At 55.8% G+C, this 19,724-nt stretch carries 15 protein-coding genes; 8 read left to right on the forward strand and 7 right to left on the reverse strand.

Going from position 1 to position 19,724, the window contains the following annotated elements; all coding sequences use genetic code 11:
* Window positions 1–425: 425 nt before the first annotated feature.
* From L2731_RS17000 to L2731_RS17010, 3 genes are all read right to left on the reverse strand, one after another.
* Window positions 426–1,022, reverse strand: coding sequence for a hypothetical protein (locus tag L2731_RS17000; protein WP_249254612.1), 597 nt, complete (start codon window positions 1,020–1,022; stop codon window positions 426–428).
* A gap of 171 nt (window positions 1,023–1,193) precedes the next feature.
* On the reverse strand, window positions 1,194–4,232 hold the full coding sequence (locus L2731_RS17005; RefSeq protein ID WP_249254613.1) for a molybdopterin-dependent oxidoreductase: 3,039 nt from the start codon (window positions 4,230–4,232) through the stop codon (window positions 1,194–1,196).
* 9 nt (window positions 4,233–4,241) lie between these two features.
* Window positions 4,242–4,937 (reverse strand): 4Fe-4S dicluster domain-containing protein, encoded by a 696-nt coding sequence (locus L2731_RS17010; RefSeq protein ID WP_160798716.1) that lies wholly within the window; start codon window positions 4,935–4,937, stop codon window positions 4,242–4,244.
* Window positions 4,938–5,485: 548 nt separating this feature from the next.
* On the opposite strand from L2731_RS17010, the gene L2731_RS17015 reads away from it, so the two are divergent.
* The 7 genes from L2731_RS17015 (at window position 5,486) to L2731_RS17045 (ending at window position 14,271) form a co-directional block, all read left to right on the forward strand.
* Entirely contained in the window at window positions 5,486–6,451 is a 966-nt protein-coding gene (locus L2731_RS17015; protein WP_249254615.1) for a LysR family transcriptional regulator, read from the forward strand.
* Window positions 6,452–6,640: 189 nt separating this feature from the next.
* Window positions 6,641–8,854: a molybdopterin-dependent oxidoreductase gene (locus L2731_RS17020; RefSeq protein ID WP_249254616.1), complete on the forward strand. Its 2,214-nt coding sequence runs from the start codon at window positions 6,641–6,643 to the stop codon at window positions 8,852–8,854.
* A gap of 10 nt (window positions 8,855–8,864) precedes the next feature.
* Window positions 8,865–9,410: a 4Fe-4S dicluster domain-containing protein gene (locus L2731_RS17025; protein WP_239853125.1), complete on the forward strand. Its 546-nt coding sequence runs from the start codon at window positions 8,865–8,867 to the stop codon at window positions 9,408–9,410.
* Window positions 9,410–10,021 (forward strand): TorD/DmsD family molecular chaperone, encoded by a 612-nt coding sequence (locus L2731_RS17030; protein WP_249254617.1) that lies wholly within the window; start codon window positions 9,410–9,412, stop codon window positions 10,019–10,021. Before L2731_RS17025 ends, L2731_RS17030 begins: the two co-directional genes overlap by 1 nt.
* A gap of 67 nt (window positions 10,022–10,088) precedes the next feature.
* Complete coding sequence (locus tag L2731_RS17035) at window positions 10,089–11,069, forward strand: formate dehydrogenase subunit gamma (RefSeq protein ID WP_249254619.1); 981 nt, start codon at window positions 10,089–10,091, stop codon at window positions 11,067–11,069.
* Window positions 11,070–11,208: 139 nt separating this feature from the next.
* Window positions 11,209–12,297, forward strand: coding sequence for a porin (locus L2731_RS17040; protein ID WP_249254621.1), 1,089 nt, complete (start codon window positions 11,209–11,211; stop codon window positions 12,295–12,297).
* 75 nt (window positions 12,298–12,372) lie between these two features.
* Window positions 12,373–14,271: a methyl-accepting chemotaxis protein gene (locus L2731_RS17045; protein WP_249254622.1), complete on the forward strand. Its 1,899-nt coding sequence runs from the start codon at window positions 12,373–12,375 to the stop codon at window positions 14,269–14,271.
* Between the two features lie 10 nt (window positions 14,272–14,281).
* On the opposite strand, the gene L2731_RS17050 is transcribed toward L2731_RS17045, so the two are convergent.
* On the reverse strand, window positions 14,282–15,190 hold the full coding sequence (locus L2731_RS17050) for a LysR family transcriptional regulator (protein WP_249254623.1): 909 nt from the start codon (window positions 15,188–15,190) through the stop codon (window positions 14,282–14,284).
* 126 nt (window positions 15,191–15,316) lie between these two features.
* Here L2731_RS17050 and L2731_RS17055 point away from each other — a divergent pair, with 126 nt between their 5' ends.
* Window positions 15,317–16,267 (forward strand): cysteine hydrolase family protein, encoded by a 951-nt coding sequence (locus L2731_RS17055; RefSeq protein WP_249254624.1) that lies wholly within the window; start codon window positions 15,317–15,319, stop codon window positions 16,265–16,267.
* A 37-nt stretch (window positions 16,268–16,304) separates the two neighbouring features.
* Here L2731_RS17055 and L2731_RS17060 read toward each other — a convergent pair whose 3' ends face one another.
* From L2731_RS17060 to L2731_RS17070, 3 genes are all read right to left on the reverse strand, one after another.
* Window positions 16,305–16,664, reverse strand: coding sequence for a YkvA family protein (locus L2731_RS17060; RefSeq protein ID WP_249254625.1), 360 nt, complete (start codon window positions 16,662–16,664; stop codon window positions 16,305–16,307).
* Between the two features lie 73 nt (window positions 16,665–16,737).
* Window positions 16,738–19,059 (reverse strand): YgiQ family radical SAM protein, encoded by a 2,322-nt coding sequence (locus tag L2731_RS17065; protein WP_249254626.1) that lies wholly within the window; start codon window positions 19,057–19,059, stop codon window positions 16,738–16,740.
* Window positions 19,060–19,199: 140 nt separating this feature from the next.
* Window positions 19,200–19,595 carry an MAPEG family protein gene (locus tag L2731_RS17070; RefSeq protein ID WP_239853157.1) on the reverse strand — a complete coding sequence of 132 codons (396 nt, stop codon included), beginning with the start codon at window positions 19,593–19,595 and terminating at the stop codon, window positions 19,200–19,202.
* Window positions 19,596–19,724: the final 129 nt, after the last annotated feature.

Here is a 19,724-nt window from a genome sequence, read left to right on the forward strand (position 1 = left end):
CAACACCCACAAACCTGCACACCGCTTCCCCTCTACCGAAACCAGTAAAACTTAATCCGCAACGGCAACAAAACCGCTAAATCGAAGAGACGATGGATACCTAGTGTAAGCACACTTTTGGCCCTCGGCGGCATGGCCAAAAATGTTCCATACATTTTTTGGCATTCCCAACATCCATGTAGGTCAGTACCGCCGTGAAGCGTATACGGACCCACTCCAACAACGTCCCTGTTTAACTGCCAGTTCGGCATCCATGCCTCTCGTTCGTAAACTCGAAGCTTTGCTTCACTCACCGTGCCAAAAGAGTGCTTGCACATCCCTCGCCGGGCAGGCGCTAGATATCAGAGAAGGTTAGACCTTCAAAACCCTATCAAATACCAACTCGGCCAGGCATCAAAACAAAATGCCCAGCCTTCATTGCAAGGCTACTCATGCCCCCAAGGAGTCGGCGGCAAGGCAACCGGCTTGGTCAAATCAAACGTCACCTTAAAGTCGCGATTCTCTCGGGTGAGGCGGTAGATAAACTGGCTGTCTGTGATCCCCATGTGCCACACATTGGTGACCGACTGGGTCAGGCCATTCTGTTTGAAGTTGTCGATAGAGAAAGCATCGACGGGGAAGGATTGCAGCTCGGCGCTGCCGCCATCTTGGGTGTCGCCGCCATACATGGTGACCTTGTCTTCGCTGCCATCTTGATGTCTGTGGTCATGTTTGAGACGCAGTCCTGTGTCTGTCTTGGTGATCACCCAGGTGCGAGAGTGATCCTCACCCACATGAAACGGCACCTTGAGCTCGCTGTCGCTACACTCGCGCACATGCATCACCAGCTTCTTACCACTGAAAGCCGAGTCGGCGCTGTTGCCCGCGGTCACCTTGCCCTCGAAGGCCTGGCCGCAATGGGCGGCAATCGCATCGAAAAATTGACTCTGCTTGGTCGTGGTCGCCATTGTAGGGGCGGCTAACAATAGGGAAAAACTAGCGCCAAGAGATAGTGATAAGGATAGTGATAGGGAATGAGTCATCTTGTTTTTATGCTCCATCAAATTGAACCTTCACACTAGCACGAAGAGATAAATTGAAGCTGAATAAAAAAAGCCCCCGAAGCCGAGGCGACGGGGGAAAGGTTTACAGGATAACTATGTTTAGAAAAACTATGGTTAAAACTATGCTTGGTTAATGATTCGATTCAAGGATTAGGCTTTCTCCACCCGCACCGGAATACCGTGACGACAGTTGGCTCCGGTCCAGTAATCGTTGAGCATACTGGCGGCGCCGTTACGGGTCGGGTCCGCCGGGATCATCTGGTTGATCGCCACCCCGCCGGCGCGGCTGGCAATACCGGGTAACCGCTTGCCATTGATGATGCGATCGTCACCACCGAAGCCCTCGCTATGACCAAAGCCATGGGAGACACACACGGCGCCTTTGGCGACCCCGATATCTGTCTGCAAAGTGCCGACACAGGGCTTACCGTTAGCGGTCATTAGGCGCACCTGGTCACCATCACTCAGCCCCTGGGTCTTGGCCGTATCGCTATGCATGTAGACGAAGTTGGTCGGGCTGATCTCGCCGATGCGTTTAAAGGCCACCGCGTAGTTAGAGCGTACCGTCGCCTTATAGCTGGAGAACAGCAGCGGATACTCGCTTTGGGGCCAATGGCTCTCCCAGGTATCGCCGTTCCAGAACTTATGTTCTTGCAGGGTCGGCGTGCCCGGATAAAACTCACCCGAGTAGGCATGACGCAGCTGCGCCACCTCCTGATGATAGATCTGCAGACACTTGGCCCCCGCGCCCTTGATGAAGTCGCCCTCGTAGCGATCGTCATCTTGGTAGTAGCCGCCGCGTGACAGCAAGGCCTCGACCTTGGCGGCCTCGTCGGCGGTAAGTCTTGGCTTGAGTGGCTTCATGGCGTAATCCAACCCGGCCCAGAGACGATCTTCCTCGGTCACCTTAGGCAGCTGCTCACACTGCGCCGCCACGTTGGCCAGGTATCTGGCGTGCCAATCTTCGAAGGTTAACAGGTCCACCTTACGGCCATCACTGGTCGCCAGGGCACCCTTACCGAAGCCAGGCAAGTCGAGTTTGAGGGCGATATCGATCAGCAACTGCTCCATGCAGATATGCTCACCCGCCTCATTCTTCTCGGTTCTCGGGGTCACCACAGGCGATGCCGCCACCACGCCCAGTTTATGGGCGCCCCACATGCGATCCGCCGCATACTCTTCGAGCATAGAACGGTCCGGGATCAGGTAGTCGGCGTAGCGGTTGGTCTCGTTCATGTGACAGTCAATCCCCACCACCAGCGGCAGTCGCTTAGGATCGGCGATGCTGGCCACCACCTCCTGACTGATAGACGCCGCACTGTAGAGGAAGTTGTTGCGCCAGTTGAACAGCACCTTGGCGCTATAGGGGTCGCCGTTGGCATGGCTGGTCCACTGTTCGGCCGCATTCATGGCGGGCAGCACCTCATGCCATGGGGTGCTGGCGGGATAAGGGTTCTTGCCCTGCTCCACCTTGAGACGATATTCGGTCGAGGCCTCGTAGGCGCCATCGCGACAGGCGTTGACGATACCGTCCAGCGACACGCCACCTTCGATGTTGGCCAGATCATACAAGCCTTCCATGCCGCCGATAGGGCCATTGCCATAGATGGCGCCACCCTTGGCATCGTGGGAACCCGCCAGGGTATTAAGTGTCGCCCAGATCCAGCCCATCACGAAACCGTCAGATGAGTTGGTGCCGCCGTTGCCTGCCACACAGGCCTTGCGGCCATAGTGCGCCAGATCTTTCGCCACCTGACGCATCTCTTTGATCGCAATGCCGCTGCGCTTGGCGTACTCCTCCATGCTGGTGCGCTGAGCCTCGGCCCGCAGCAGATAGAGAGACGACATCAGGGTCACCTTACGGCCACGGCTGTCGGTGAGGCGTTTACTGACAAACAGCTCGGCCTTATCGCCTGACTCCGCCGACGCTAAGGTCTGAGTGCCCGCCTTGATGATCAGCGCCTCGTCGCCACCTAAACCGAAATCTTTTGCCTTGGCAAACTTGCGATACTCTGGGTGCTTAGGATCCATCACCACCAGGTGACCTGCGTTGGTGTAGTTAAGCTCACCCGCGGCCTCGGCCGCCTTCTGGCTCGGATTTTCCAGGTGCGCCTTGTTAAACCACTGCTCCTCGAGCATGGTGCGGATCACCCCAAAGGAGAATGCCGCATCCTGACCGGGTTTGACCGGTAGCCAGGTGGCATTGGTATCGGCGGCGACCGTGGTACGCAGCAGGGGGTCGACACACACATATTTAAAGCCGCGATCCACACGGCTGTTGGCAAGACCTCGACCGACGCGGTTCAGGCTGACACCCGAGGAGCCTGGGCTGGTGCCCATAAACAGGCCATACTCGACGTTTTCCCAGTCGACATCGTTGAGCCATTCTTCGAATCCGGCCGCCATCCCCAGGCTATAACCCGTTGCCTGGGCGGCGCCGCAGTAGGCGTGTTTAGTCCCCAGGTTAACCGTGCCCCATGACTGCATCATGAAGCGAGAATAGAAGCTTCCGCGCAAATAGTCTTCCGCGCAGAAGGTGGCAAACAGCTGATTCGCTTTACTGCCAAATTCACTGTGGCCCGGCTTCACCTCTTGATCCAGCTGGCGAATGGCGCGCAGGCCATCCACATGACCTTCGCCAAAGAGATCGCCCCCCTCGATGATCTCGGCAAGTGCCTGTTCATAGCTGATGGTGACCCACTCGCCACTGCCGCGCTTGCCCGCGCGTTTCAGCACCCGGGTCACCCGGCGCTCATCGTCCACCGAATCGACACAGCTTGCTCCCTTGGCACAGGTGGTGGCGCGATTATTCAGCCCAGCCTCACCCGCCAGGGCGATAAAGCTCTGCTTCACCTCTGTGCTCAGCGGCAGCGGCGAGCCAGAGTTGTTCTCACAATAGGGGTTGCCTCCCACCTTCAAGACTCTGTCCGTCTTCTCATCCACACGCACCCTGAGGCCGCAGATGTTGTAACAGCTAAAGCAGCGGGAATAGGCGGTGCGCACCCCTGCGGTTTTTTGCCATTTACCCTCGCTATCGAAGCCACCCTCGGCCGCCACGGGATGACCAAAGCGTGAAATGTCCTGGGTCTTCTTAGGCTCAGACTCGGCATCGACTCGACTGCATGCGGCACCTGTGATGGTCGCGGCAGATACCAGACCGGCTTGAGTTAAAAACTTACGTCTATCCATCTTTGACTCCTAGCGCTGCCAATCGAGGTAATTGAGATTCAAAATGGCTTGATCATCGGTCGATGTCGGTAAGCCAATGTAGAAGATGTTGGGCGAGGTGCCAGCCTCGGACAGCATGGCGTAGACCTTGTTGTCCCGCACCAGCTTAGAGACCTGGCTGTCGGGATCGTTAAGATCGCCAAAGGTACGGGCGCCGCCGATACAGGTCTCGACGCAGGCAGGCAACAGCCCTTGGGTGACGCGGTGAATACAGAAATTACACTTCTCGGGCGGGTTATCCAGGCTCTCGTCTTTACGACGGGCACCATAAGGACAAGCATCGACACACAGCTGGCAATGAATGCACTCTTCATGGTCAATCACCACTATGCCATCTTCCTTGCGCTTGTAGGTCGCCTCCACCGGACAGACCTGAGTGCAAACAGGATTATCACACTGGTTACATTGATTCGGCACCGCAAGGGTGGCGATGCGCTCGCCTAGACTCAGGCTCGCCTGATTGACGCGGGTACGGCATCGACCCGCCTCGGTTTGATTTTCAACGGAACATGAAACGGTACAAGAGAGACAGCCGGTACAACGTCTGACGTCAAACACCATGGCATAGCGTTTCCCAAGGGTTTTCGCTTGTAGCGTGCTGGCGGGCACCAATGAGAGCAGTGCTCCACCTGCCGCCATTTTTAATATCGAGCGCCGATCTAACATAACGAGTTCCTTAACTATGTTTTTCTAAAATAAAAACATGACTTCTGGAAGGTTTCTTATTATTTAAAATACACAGGCAATAATAAAACTTGCAACAGACAATAAAGCTATAAATTGAAAACCAAATAGAGATCACGAATAAAATAAAAATATAAATTCGATGAAATTATTTATAGAGCGCGGGTATAATAGTAGCGGTAAAAAGACGAACATCTCATATTAAAAATAAATTTAAATTTGGTGAAATAAAATCGAAAGTTCACAAATCGAACAGTTATCCCACCTAAACAGATACTTAGTCGTACCCTAGAGATAGCAAGGCCTAGCCTATAGCCCGCCTACAAGTTGTTCGTTCGTACCAGTTACCCTGAAAGATATATAGAGTCTGCAAATTTTAAATATCGCATTTTGCAAAATGCAGATATTAAAACATGAGAAGTAATGCAAACTTTAAATAATGACCATATAAAAAATGTGACTTTCAACACTGAACGTGTGTAGATATATATAGATGATAATAACTCAATATATTTACCCAGTTCACAACCATGAATAAGATTGACCAACTTAATTACAATCAATTAAAAGTGTTCATCGCCGTCTATGAACACGGGCAGAGCCATCAGGCTGCCAATGAACTGGGTATTACGCCTTCAGGTGTAAGCCGCACCCTCAAGATCTTAAGAGACATATTTAAAGACTCACTCTTTATTCGTCGTTGTTCCGGTTTTGTCGCGACGGAGAAGACCCACCAGCTGATCCCTATGGCCAGAGAGTTGGTGGCTCACTATCAAAAACTCGAGATGCAGCACTCGGTATTTACCCCGGAAGAATCGGGCGGCCAATATGTTATTCACGCCTACGATGAGTTTATCTACCCGGTACAACAGGTGATCCGCAACGAGATCCTCACCGAGGCGCCCAACATGAAGTTTGATGTCAGGGTGCTGACCCATGACTGCAGCAGCGATCTCGCCAATGGCGATGTCGACTTCGTGGTGGTCTATGAAGGCTTCAACGGTAAAAACCTCAACGCCGAGATGTTTTCCGCCACCGACAATCTCTACATCCTAGCGCGCAGCGGCCATCCGATCCTTAAGCAGGAACTCACCCTGGACAACATCACCCAATATGCCTGCCTTGAGATAGACAACTATGACGACCTGAGCTGCCCGCTGCTGGTGAACCTCTGCCGCGAAGAGGAGCTGTGCATGGAGGTAGACGGCTATACCGACAGCGTGGCCACCGCCATGCGCCTGTTGAGCGAGTCTGACGCCATCACCTTAGTTTGCAACGAATTTACCCGCCAGTTCGTCGACATGTTACCCGCAGTGCAGTGGGTCAAGCTGCCCGAAGAGCTGGCCAAGCGTTGCCGCATTCGTCGCCGGGAAAACCGCGAGATAGGCAATTACCTCTTATATGGCAACGTCAATCAGTCGGCCGCCTTCAACTGGGTGAAGTCTAAGCTCATCTGCGGCCTGGAAAGCGCCTGGCGCAGGGCGGCGGAACGCTGACAAAGGTTTTGATGGCGAGACCGACAGGCTACTTGAGGCACCCTTGCATACCCCTTTCGCAGCTGGTCTTGCCATCTTTTTAAATCGAAAAACGATAACAAAACAGGTATGCAGCGAGTCTTTGACTCACAAACATTTGAGCAATGTCTGTAAAAAGCGTCTTAAGACGCATCAAGATGGGGAACACTTATGAAAATGAACAGACGCACCTTCTTGCAAGGTGTCGGAGCCAGCTCCGTCGTCGGCTCGCTATCCGGCCTTATGCCCGGCATAGCCAGTGCAGGCGAAAAAGGCGGCGCGCCCGACAAACTATTGAAACGCCAAGGAGAAATTAAGTACCACACCTGCCAACGTAACTGCGCCGACCGCTGTCTGTTGAAGTTCACGGTACAAAACGGCCGCATGACCTACGTGGAAGGCGCTTCAGAACTGAAGAAGATGGGTACCTCTCCCTGCGTGAAAGGCCATGCCTATGTGCAATACACCTATGCCGCCGACCGTATCCTCCACCCGATGGAACGCGCGGGCAAGAAAGGCGAAGGCAAATGGCGCCGCATCTCCTGGGATGAGGCCTATGACAAAATAGCCAGCCGTCTGCAGCAGATCATTAAAGATCACGGCGCCGACTCTATCCTGCCCTACAGCTACTCGGGCCACGAAGGGGTTATCGGTAAATACGGCGGACCTAGCCGTTTCTTCAACGCCGTCGGTGCCCGCAAGCTCGACCGTAAGGTGTGTGTGTTCGCCGCCTATGAAGGCTTGAAGTCGGTGACTGGTACCTACCAGGGCCCGGATCCATACGACAACATCTACACCAACTGCTACATCTCTTGGGGCCAGAACGAGACGGCCACCAACGTGCACGGCATCAAGTTCATCAACCAGGCCCGTGACCGAGGTGCCAAGCTATTGGTGGTTAACCCTGTGCGCACCCCTATCGCCTCTCAGGCCGATATCTGGTTACAGCCAAAACCGAGTACCGACACCCACCTGGCGACAGGTATCATGAAGTACCTGGTGGAAAATGATCTGGCGGATCTCGAGTTCATCAAAGCCAACACCCTTGGCTACGACCAGCTGCTCGAGCGCCTCAACACCATGAGCTACGAAGAGATCGAGCGTGTCACCGGCGTGCCTAAGGCCAAGATGTTCGAATTCGCCCGCGTCTATGGCGAGTCAGAGCTGTCTGTACTGCGTCTGGGTTACGGTATGCAGCGTAACTACAACGGTGCCCGCATGTCTCGCGCCATCGCCATGATGCACGCGGTTGCCGGCCAGTACGGCAAGATAGGTAACGGCTTCATCTATGACAACACCCAGGCCGATGACAGCCTGAACTACAGCAAGGGCCGTGCGGATCATATTCACCCGAACCCAGACACGGTTGGCCACGTCAACATGACGGAGATCGCCAAGGCGCTCGACCCAGAGAACCCAACGGCCTATGGCAAGCCGATCAAACCGATTAAGGCGGTGATCAACTACAACGGTAACTTCGTCTCGGTTGCTCCGGACTCGAATGCCTGTCGCCGTGGCGCGATGCGTGATGACCTCTTCCTGGTGGTTCACGACTTCCTGATGACAGACACCGCAGAGCTGGCAGACATTATCGTACCGGCAGCAACCCAGTTCGAGTTCCCAGACATGGGTACCGACTACAACTGCTATCACATGCAGACCTCTGAGAAGGTGATCGAACCACTCGGCGAGTCTAAAGACAACTGGATCTTCTTCAAGGAGCTGGGCGCCCGCATGGGGCTAGACCGCTTCCCTGAGATGCGTGTGGACTATGAGCAGATCCTGCGTGACTTCCTCGACACGGAAGAGCCCGCCTTCAGACACAATAACATCACCTATGAGCAGATCATTCGCGACAAGTTTGTCACCGTCTATGACCAACGCCCTTACTTCGGCGATGGCAAATATAAGACGCCAAGCGGCAAGATCGAATTCTACTCAGAAATGATGAAAGAAGCCGGCTACCACCCAGTGATCGACTTCGGCCTGCCGGAAGATGAGATGGTACAGGAAGAGAAGACACTGCCGTTCCGTCTGCTGTCTCCTGCCATTCCGCAGCGTGCCAACAGCTCTTTCTACAACGTGAAGTACATTCGTAACTTCCCGGCCTACTTCGCCAAGATCAACGCCGAAGATGCCAAAGAGTTGGGCATTCAGAACAACGACAGGGTAAGGCTCAGCAACCAACGTGGTGAGGCTCACTTTATCGCTCAGGTCTCTACCCAGGTGGTCAGAGGAACAGTTATGGCGCCGAAGAATAACTGGCGTCGCATGGACCCACAGGGCAAAGACAGCTGTACCAACAACCTCACCACCGACACCTTGACCGATATGGGTGGATGCTCTGCGTATCATTCCACTCGCGTCGCGATTGCCAAAGCCTAAGGAGTAAACGATGTCGTTAAATAAGAAAGTGGGCTTTGTGTTCAGACAAGAAAACTGTGTCGGTTGCGGTGCCTGTACCGTTGCCTGCCAGATCCACAATGAACTGCCCGAGAACCATAGATTCCGTAAAGTCGATCGCTATGAAGTACAGCGTGACGATGGCGCTATCGATGTCTGGTTATCCCACGCCTGCATGCACTGCGAAAACCCAGCCTGTCTCATGGTCTGTCCGGCGAAAGCCTACCATGTGCGCGATGACGGTATCGTGGTACTGGACCGTGAGAAGTGCACGGGTTGTGGCCTGTGTGCCAGCGCCTGTCCTTACGCGGCTGTAAGTATCCGCGAGGACGACGGCAAGGCAGACAAGTGCAACATGTGTGTGGAACTGCTGGATCGCGGCATGAAACCCGCGTGTGTGAGTGGCTGCCCGGTAGAGTGCCTGGATGTCGGCAATCTGCAAGAGGTGCTCAAGCGTCCATCGGCAAGTAAGCAAGGCATAGGCTATGGCGATTGCATCACCAAACCTAACCTAGTGATCATTAAGGAACGCGCATAATGACAGCAGAATATGGCCCAACGGCAATGGCTTACCATGCCTTTAAATCTATGATGTTCGCGCCCTCGGATACTCAGGCTCTCGCAGGCTTAATCGCCTATCTGGAGCAGGAGTCGCCAGACAGTCCGCTACTCATAGAGGCACGCAAGTTCAGTGACGACGCATCCGAATTGGAATTTGATTTTAATCGCATGTGTATCGGGCCATACAAGCTGTTAGTCGCCCCCTATGAATCGGTTTACCTCAGTGGCAATCATCAGATCTTCACCGAGGAGACCGTTCGTGTGGCCGAGTTCTACCAACAAATTGGTCTGGTCATCGACGATAGCTTCAACGAGCCGGCCGACTTTATTGGTAACGAACTCGAGTTCCTCTACTGCCTGCATGCCATGGCCGCCGAGCAACAAACGCTTGAAAACAGTGAACATGTCGAGGCACTCAATGAGCTCGCGGCGGAGTTTCTACAAACCCATCTAGGGCGCTGGATAACTCCCTTCTGCGAGGGCATAGCCAAACATGCGAAACAACCTTTCTGGCAACTGTTGGCTCAGGAGCTACTGCAGTTTATCAATCAACAACTTCAAGCGGCGCCCAGCCTAGACGGCGCCTAATGATCGACGAATCTACCTGGCGACAGGCAGATTCCAACGCGACAAGCGATGTCGCAAGGAGTTTTCAATGAGTAAAGCAATAAGATGGTTAAGCCTTATTGTGCTCGGTCTATTCGCATCCAGTTATGCGCTAGCCGAAGAGACCGCCACCCTGCAGCCGCAGCAGTGGCAAACCATTCAGGAGCACGCCATTCCTGGTGATATTCCTGAGATCCGTGGCATGCCGACTCAGCCTGAGCTGCTGATGCCTGCGTCCATTCCACAGCAGGCCGACGAGTCGCTGCTTGGCTACCTGGGCGCGACCGATACCATCGCCTTCGCCCTGTTTGCCAGTCTATTTGGCGTCACCGCACTATTTATTGTGTTTGTAGTGGTGAACGGCGTCTCTAAGCTGGACCATGGCTTCTCGGGTAAGCTGATCAAGCGTTGGTCTGGCCTTAGCGTCAGTGTGCACTGGCTGGGTGCCATCCCTTGTATCCTGCTGATCCTTACTGGTTTAGTACTAGGCGGCGGCCGCTTCTACTTTGAGCCCGGCATGAACGCGGGTTCCTGGTCGGCCCTGGTGGGTCTATCCAGCAGCCTACATGAGTTGATGGCCTTCCCCTTCATCCTCGGCTATGTGCTTATGGTTCTGATGTGGGCGCCTAAGCAGTTCCCCGCAAGCTATGACCTGAAATGGTTTGCCGTACTGGGCGGCTACATCAACTTCGGCAAGAAACAGCACCCCGATGCGGGCTTTGCCAACGCGGGTGAGAAGCTGTGGTTCTGGGTATTCGCCCTGTTCGGTGGTGTCATGGTGGTCTCAGGCCTGGCGATGATGTTCCCCGAGACCTATGGCGTCACCAAGAACACGGCCAACCTGATGCTGGTATTGCATATTGCCTCAACCGTCATCATCAGCGCCTTCTCTGTGGTGCATATCTTCATGGCGACTGTGATGTCCGAAGGCGGCATGTCAAACATGACCTCTGGCTACTGTGACGAAAACTGGGCCAAACAGCATCACAACCTCTGGTTCGCCGACCTGAAGAAGGCTGGCAAGGTTTAACCAAAACCCGGCCCATGGCAGATGTCATGGGCCTATTAACTCCCTTTTTTTAAACGCCTGCGGCGCCCCTATCCTCCGTCGAGTCGATGGCAGGAGGGAGACTCGCATGCCAAGAAAACCCTATTGAAGGCAGAAAGCCATGAAAAATCATAATACTGTTTTTCGCACCTCAATGATCGCCACCGCGCTGGCACTCACCGCCACTAACGGCTACGCCGCCGAGCAGCCCCTGGCCGAGCAGGTCGAGGCGCTCAACCAGCGTATCGCTCAGCTGGAAACTCAGGCCGCTCCCTCACAGTTCAAGAACAGCGAAGTCAGCCTGTACGGCTCGATTCGTCCGACACTCAGCTACCTCGACGACAGCACTGATGAAACCTGGGACGTGAGAGACGCCCTCTCTCGGGTCGGCATCAAGGCCAGCACTGAGTTTGCCGACGGCTGGCGCGCCATCGCCCAGGGTGAATGGAGTGTCGATATCGCCAACTCAGGCAACTTCGGCAAGGCGAGACAGGCCTATGTGGCCATCGCATCCCCCTACGGCCAGGTGGGCATAGGTAAACAGCGTCCGGCCCAATACAGCCTGATCGCCGAATACGTGGATATCTTCAACCACGGCAACAGCCCTTACGCCTACGACCATGAAAGTCCCTTCTTCGTCGACAACTTCGTCACCTACAAGCTGGTCACTGGCGGCTTCACCTGGATGGCCGGCGCCCAGTTTGACGGCGATAAGGGCGACACAGGCGCGGATTTCGTCAACCTAGGCGTAGGTTACGATGTCGGTGCCCTGCATCTTGGCCTGGGTTATGTCACCCAAGACAGTTTGGAGAACGGCCAGGTAAACGGCGACAACCAGACCATGGGCGGCGTGGTCGCCTACACCTTCGACAACGGTCTCTACCTGGCCGCGAGCTACCAGGACAAGCAATACAACTTCGACAATCAGGTGCAACATGGCGATCGCAGCGGCAGCACCTTAGATACGGCCCTGGCCTACCCACTCAGCAACGAGTACAAGATCAAGCTGGGCTACTTCCAGTTTAAAGACGGTATCGAGGATATCAGCTCTATGGACTATGACGGCTTCAACACCACCCTGGAATGGAACCCACTGGCCAACGTGCGCGTACACCTGGAGTACCTGGATAAGAACTACGACAACCTAAACGACGATCGCGCCGTTACCGTCGGCTTCCGCTATGACTTCAACTTAAACTGGAAAGGCTAACCTCCCGACCAGGCTCCCTCCAGAAGAGGCCATCTCTGGCCTCTTCTATTCCACACCTCATGGAGTTAGTAATTGATGGGATTCAAGAAATCACTCGTGGCCTCCATGGTCACCCTAGTCGCCCTCTGCCTGTTGATCTCGAACTGGCTCTCCTACGTCCAGATTAAAGAGGCCACCATCGCCAGGGTTAACGACAAACTCACCGGCGTCACCCGTAACGAGTCGGCCAAGGTTGCCACCTGGTTTGGCGCCAAGGCCCAGGCCATGGATGAACTGGCCCAGCACTACCGTCTGGGGAGTTACCAGGACAACTATGTCAACACCGCGCGTCTCGCCACAGATCTCTCCGGGGTCGCCCGCATCTATTTCGGCTTCGATGACGGCAGCGCCTACTCCACCGAAACCGGCGACAAGTGGCTCAACGGCAAGGCGATCCCCGGCAAGTACGATCCCAGAACCCGCCCCTGGTATCAGCAGGGTAAGGCCACAACTCAGCTGGAGGTCACCGACATCTACATAGACGACGGTACAGGCCACAAGGTGATCTCCATCCTGAAGAATCTGGGCGACGGCGTGGTGCTGGGTGATATAGAACTCACCTATCTTCATGATGTTGTCAGCGCCATCGATTATCCCGGGGCGGTCGCCCTCATCACAGATCAAACTGGCAAGGTATTGGCGTCTGAGTCCCCCACCCTAGTCAGTGGCAGCCGCTTCAGCGACTTCGGTCTGCCTCAGGTGCAGCAGAAGATCATCGGCAACGACGAGGTGATGCAGGAATATCGCATCGACGGCGTCGATAAGCTGGGCTTCTCTAAAGCCATCCCCCTGGTTAATGGCAAGCAGTGGTTCCTCTTCATCGGCCTGGATAAATCGAACGCCTATGCCGTGGTCGATCAGGCCCTTACCAGCGCCCTAGTTTCTTCCGCCGTCATGTTGCTATGCGCCATCAGCATCTTGCTTGGGGTCCTGTACCTCCTCTATCGCCCTATCTTGTCGCTCAAGGCCATGGTTACCGAACTGTCTAAGGGCAACGGCGATCTCACCAAACGACTCGAGATACATAGCGAGGACGATCTAGGGCAGATCTCCATGGGGATCAATCAGTTTATCGCCAACCTGCAGGCCATGATGCGCGAGGTGCTGCAGGCCTCGGCCCATATCTCTGGCAGTGTCGAGCGACTCAATGGGGAGACAGAGACCAATCGCCACATCTTGTCGGCTCACACCAAAGAGACAGAGCAGATAGTCGCCGCGGTGGAAGAGATGAGCGCCACCGCCAACGACGTCGCCCAAAATGGCAGCGAGACCGCCTCCTTTACTCAACTCACCAACGAACAGGCGCTGGCATCGAAGCAGGTAGTGGCCCAGGCCACAGAGACGGTCAACCGCCTGGTTAGGGAGGTGGAACATACCGCCGACAAGATAGGCCAGATCGACCGCGACACCATCAATATCACCCAGGTGCTCAAGGTGATTGGCGACATCGCCGACCAAACCAACCTACTAGCCCTCAACGCCGCCATCGAGGCCGCTCGAGCCGGCGAGCAGGGACGGGGGTTTGCCGTGGTGGCCGACGAGGTGCGGGCCCTGGCCGCGCGCACCCAGGACAGCACGGCAGAAATTGAGGAGACACTAAGCAATCTCAGAGACGCCTCTAACAGCGCGATCCACTCGATGGAGGTCACCAAGCAGACCTGTCTGGAAACCGCGAGCACCACAGAGAGAGTAGCCACGGATCTCGACGCCATCGGCAGTTCGGTCAATCAGATCAACGACCTGAACACCCAGATCGCCACCGCCGCCGAAGAGCAAAGCTCTGTCTCGGCCGAGATCACCCGCAACATGAGCGCCATCTGCGACATGGCCAACGAATTGGCTCGCAGCGGCGAGTCTAGCCGCAACGAAACTGTCAACCTGGCTACCGCCAATCAGCAGCTGGAACAGATAGTGGGACAGTTCAAACTCGACTAAGTCTCAAGCACTAACCACTCACCGGGGCCTTCTGCCTGAAGGCCTCTTTCAACCTCTCCACCAGCAGACGCAGCGCCAGGGGCAACTGTTGCTGGTAGGCGTGAATGGCAAACACCTCTCGCGACGGGCCGCTGTGCTCGGGTAGCACCCGCTGCAGCTTGCCCTGGGCAAGCTCAGCCTCGATAAAGATAGAGGGTACCAGGGCAATGCCAACGCCAGCAATGGCGCTGTTGATGGCGCTGATGGAGGTGTTGACCTTGATCTCCTTAACCGCCTCGAAGGCCAGACCGCTAGGGCCTTGCAGCACCAGAGGTCGCTGCCAGGGCAGGACGATCAGGCTGTGACCCCGCAGACTCTCCGCCGTAATGGCGGCGCTGCGGTTGATATAGCTAGGGGCGGTCACCAGGACGCTGTCGAGTCGGCCGATAGGAATCGCATGATAGCCGCTGTCTTTCTGTGGCCCGACGGAGATCGCCATGTCTAGGTTGTGCTGCAAGATATCCAGCCGGGCATCGTCATAATGCATCTCTGGCAGCAGCTGCGGAAACTCACCACAGAGTTCGGCAATGATGGGGGTGAGCAGCGGCGCCTCGAAGGCCAGGGGCGCGGTGATCGCCATGCGGCCACCGGGCACCGCCTGCTGGTCGTGGGCCGCCTCCAGGGTTTCAGTCAGCAGGCGCCACAGCTGACGACTGCGCTGAGCCATCGCCTCCCCTTGAGTGGTGAGATGCAGCTGGCGGGTACTGCGGGTCAGCAGCTTGATGCCGAGATCTTGCTCCAGCTGGCTCACATACTGGCTCACCGCTGACTTGGTATGACCAAGCGCATCCGCCGCCGCAGTGAAGGAGCCCTGATTGACCACCTCATCGAAGACCAGCATCTGATATGCCAGCCGCTTTTGTTCGTTTTTTCTGAACATTCTTATCAACCAAGACCTAAATATCACAATAAGAAATAACAATAGACTGGCGTCTCAACAGATTCAAGCGACTAGCCCTAACAACTAGTTCCAACGACTAATTCGAGTAGCTAACGAGGAGCCAACATGAGCCAATCTATCCGCCAAGCCGTCATGCAAGCCAGCCAAGCCTGGATTGCCGATTTCAACCGTCAAGCCTTTGCCGACTGTATCGCCCGCTATCTGCCTGAGGCGCAGATGCAGGTCTCCCCCTTCGGCCGTTTCGATGGCATAGAGGCGATCGGCCAGTTCTGGCTCGGCTTTGCCCAGCAGAATCCAGGGGAGCTGGTCTATCGCAATGTCGAGATCAAGGTGCTCAGCGACAGGCAGGCGATACTGTCGGCCAACTGGCGCATGAACATCGCCAGCGGTTTTATCAGCAAGGAGTTGTGGACCCTGGCCGACGATGGCCAGTGGTATCTGGAAGAGGATGATTTCAGCGTGCTGACCCAGCTGAGCGAGCCGCTGCCGCCACAGATGCGCAGCGCCCTGGTGCTGGTAGACCTGCAAAACGACTACTTTAAGGGTGGCCGCTTCGCGCTGGATAACTGCGAACGGGCGGCGGCCAACGCGGCCAAGCTGCTACATCATTTTCGCAGCAATCAACTGCCGGTGATCCATGTACAGCATATCTTCAAGGATCCCGAGGCGAGCTTCTTCCAGGCAGGCACCCAGGGTGTGGAGATCGCCGACATGGTCGCGCCCAAGGGCAATGAGCCCGTCATCATCAAGCATCATGTGGACAGCTTCATCGGCACAGCTCTGTCTCAGACATTGATCGAGATGGGCATAGACAAGCTAGTGGTCGTCGGGGCCATGGCCCAGGCCTGTGTTCAGACCCTGTGTCGCAGCGCCGTCACTCGAGGTTTCGAGTGCGAGGTGATAAGTGATGCCATTGCCGCGCCGAGCCTCTCCTGGGAGAGCCAAGATCTGAGCGGCGAGCAGCTGGTGGCGGCGAATCTCATCTCCCTGAGCTTTGGCGGCGCTATGGCCATCAGCCTGAACGACTGGCTAATTCGGGCGCGATTGGCGGGCTAATGCAATCGAGCTTTCAATCAAGCTGACAATCGAGGCGTCAGTCGAACCAAGCCGAGGTCTTGGCGGCGGCCTGCTGCTTCACCTTGTCATCGACATACATGCTGACCATGGCCAGCGCCGCGGCTAAGGCGCCAAGATCGTCTGAAAATCCCACCACGGGCGTGAGGTCGGGTATGGCGTCGAGTGGCGTGATGAAATAAGCCAGGGCGCCGAAGATCACCGTCTTGGCCCACTTGGGGGTATCAGGTCTTTGGGCCGCATAGTAGAGACACAAGGCATTGTCGATCACCTCGCGCCCGGCCAACTTGGCAAACTGCTTGACCTTATGCCAAAAGCTCTCGTCGCTGTAGCCGTCGACCTTAGCCTTGCCATTTGAGTCGCCTCTTGAGTCGCTCATGGTAAGCTCCATGCAATAAAAAAGGGGAGTGGTTAGATACTCCCCTTTTTTTGTCGCTTTGACCAGCGGCAGTTTAGCGTTGATGCTTAGGCGTGGTGCCCCAGGCGTTCTTCGCCGGACGCTTGCCGGGCTTATTCCAGCCGCCCTTGCCCGAATCACCTTTCCCCGAACCGCCCTTGCCTGCCGCCTGACCGCTCGGCTTGCCCTTAGCGCCAGACTTAGCACCGGGCTTAGCTTGAGACTTACCTTGGCCATTGCCCTTACGCTCGTCGAACTGATTGGCGCTGAAGCGGGTCACCGCCTTCTTACCCGCGGGCGTCTTAGCGCCCTTGGCACGATAGCCCTGGCGCTCCTGGCGGGTTTCCGCCGGCACCAGGCAGTTAGCACCGCCACCGATAAGGTGTTCCTTACCCATCTTGATCAGGGCTTCGCGGATCATAGGCCAACCGGCCGGGTCGTGATAACGCAGCAGCGCCTTGTGCAGCTTACGCTGACGCCCGCCCTTTGGCACCTCGACCGTCTCACTGCTGTGCTTAACGTTTTTCAGCGAGTTCAGCTCGGTATGATAAATCGTCGTGGCATTAGCCATAGGTGACGGATAGAAGTTCTGCACCTGATCCAGCTTAAACTTCTCACCCTTGAGCCAGAGCGCCAGATTCACCATATCCTCATCCGTGGTGCCCGGATGGGCCGAGATGAAGTAAGGGATAAGATACTGTTTCTTGCCCGCCTCGGCGGAATACTTATCGAACAGCTCCTTGAACTTGTGATAGGTCCCCATGCCCGGCTTCATCATCTTGTTCAGCGGGCCTTCTTCGGTATGCTCAGGAGCGATCTTCAGGTAGCCGCCCACATGGTGACTGGCCAGCTCCTTCACATAGCGGGGATCTTCAGTCGCCAGGTCGTAACGCACCCCTGAGGCGATAAGCACCTTCTTGATCCCCGGCACGTCGCGGGCGGCGCGGTAGAGATCGATCGTCGCCTGATGATCGGTATCCAGGTGGCCACAGATAGAGGGGAAGACACAGGAGAGTCGACGACAGGTACTCTCAGCCTTCACCGAGGTACAACCCAGGCGATACATGTTGGCGGTCGGGCCGCCAAGATCGGAGATCACCCCGGTAAAGCCAGGCACCTTATCCTGAATATCCTTGATCTCTTTGATGATCGAGTCCTGGGAGCGGCTCTGGATGATGCGACCCTCATGCTCGGTAATGGAGCAGAAGGAGCAGCCACCGAAACAGCCCCGCATGATGTTGATCGAGGTCTTGATCATGTCATAGGCAGGGATCTTGTCGTTACCATAGACGGGATGCGGCACCCGCTTGTAGGCGAGATCGAATACCCCATCCATCTCGTCGGTGTTGAGCGGCCAGGCCGGTGGATTGACCCAGATGGCGCGCTCGCCGTGGGGCTGGAACAGGGCGCGGGCACAACCCGGGTTCTGTTCCTGGTGCAAGATGCGCGAGGCGTGGGCGTAGAGGTATTTATCCCCGGCGACCTTCTCGAAGCTTGGCAGCAGCACATAGGTCTTCTCCCAGGGCTTGGGCCTTGGCGGCTGCACGGAGATCGCTTTAGGTGCGTCGTTGTCGAACACCTTAACGTCGCTTGGACCCGAGAGGTTTTGGCAGCCTACGTCATCGGCACCATAGGGGTTGGGGATAGGATCTATCTTATGCAGCTGATCCAGCTTGCGTGAATCCATCCCCTTCCAGCCTGGCATAGGCTCTTTACGTATCACTGTGGTGCCGCGCACGTCATGAATGTCACGTACATCTTCACCCGCCGCGAGGCGATGAGATAGCTCCACCAGCGGACGCTCGGCGTTGCCGTAAACCAAGATATCGGCCTTGGCGTCTAAGATTACCGAGCGGCGCACCTTATCCGACCAATAGTCATAGTGGGCAATGCGGCGCAGGCTGGCCTCTATGCCGCCAATGACCACGGGCACCTGCTTAAAGGCTTCCTTACAGCGCTGGGTGTAGACGGTGACGGCACGATCCGGACGCTTACCGCCCACGTTACCGGCCGTATAGGCATCGTCGTGACGCAGACGGCGCTCGGCGGTGTAGCGGTTGATCATCGAATCCATGTTACCCGCGGTCACCCCGAAGTAGAGGTTGGGCTTGCCCAGCTTCATGAAGTCTTCTTTGCTCGACCAGTCTGGCTGAGAGATGATGCCCACCCTGAAGCCCTGGGCCTCCAGCATGCGGCCAATCACCGCCATGCCGAAGCTGGGATGATCCACATAGGCGTCACCCGTGACGATAATGATGTCACAACTATCCCAGCCCAGCTTGGCCATCTCCTTGCGCGACATGGGCAAGAAGGGCGCCGGTTTCTCATTGCGGCCCAGATACTTGGGATGGGAAAAGAGTGTGGATTCGACCTGCATGTATGATACTGCCTAACTTTCAAACCAAAGAGTAAGTGTAGTCGCCATGCGGCTCGGCGTGACGACCACTAAAAGGAGGCGGAGTATAACAGCGAAACCCGCTCAGGTGTGAACAAAAAAGCAGCAATAATGGCGATTTTCTATGCCAAGATGAAATAAAACAGATTCACCACCGCCAGGGCCAGTATCACCAGCCAGCTAAGCAACACGCCCCAGAAACGGCCGAAGTGATAGCCGCCACGCCCCTGAGTCAGACCGATAGCATGTAAGATGCGCGCCACCAGCCATAGGGTGCCCGCCCCGTGTAGATAAACCGGTGCCAGGCCGTTGAGTTCGGCCACCAGCAACAATAGCAGCGCGATAGGGGCGTTCTCAATGAGGTTGGCATGTACCCGATTCGCCAGGCGTAGGTCGTCACTGCCACCTGAGCCCAGGCCTATCTTGAGTCCGCGCCTGAGGCGCACCACGCGATAGGTAAAAAACACCGCCATGATGGCCGTGAGAGCAATATAAAATCCCGAAACGCTTACCGACATATCTCTATCCTTAATGACACCAACTTATGGCAGTCAGTCTTTAACACCGACAAATAAAAGCCCTAAATAAAGCCCCGAACAAACCAGCGAAACGCGCTGGTAGATTCTATCCTTGGCTAACTTAACCCG

This window comes from Shewanella aquimarina, assembly GCF_023349185.1.
Lineage (GTDB): Bacteria > Pseudomonadota > Gammaproteobacteria > Enterobacterales > Shewanellaceae > Shewanella > Shewanella aquimarina.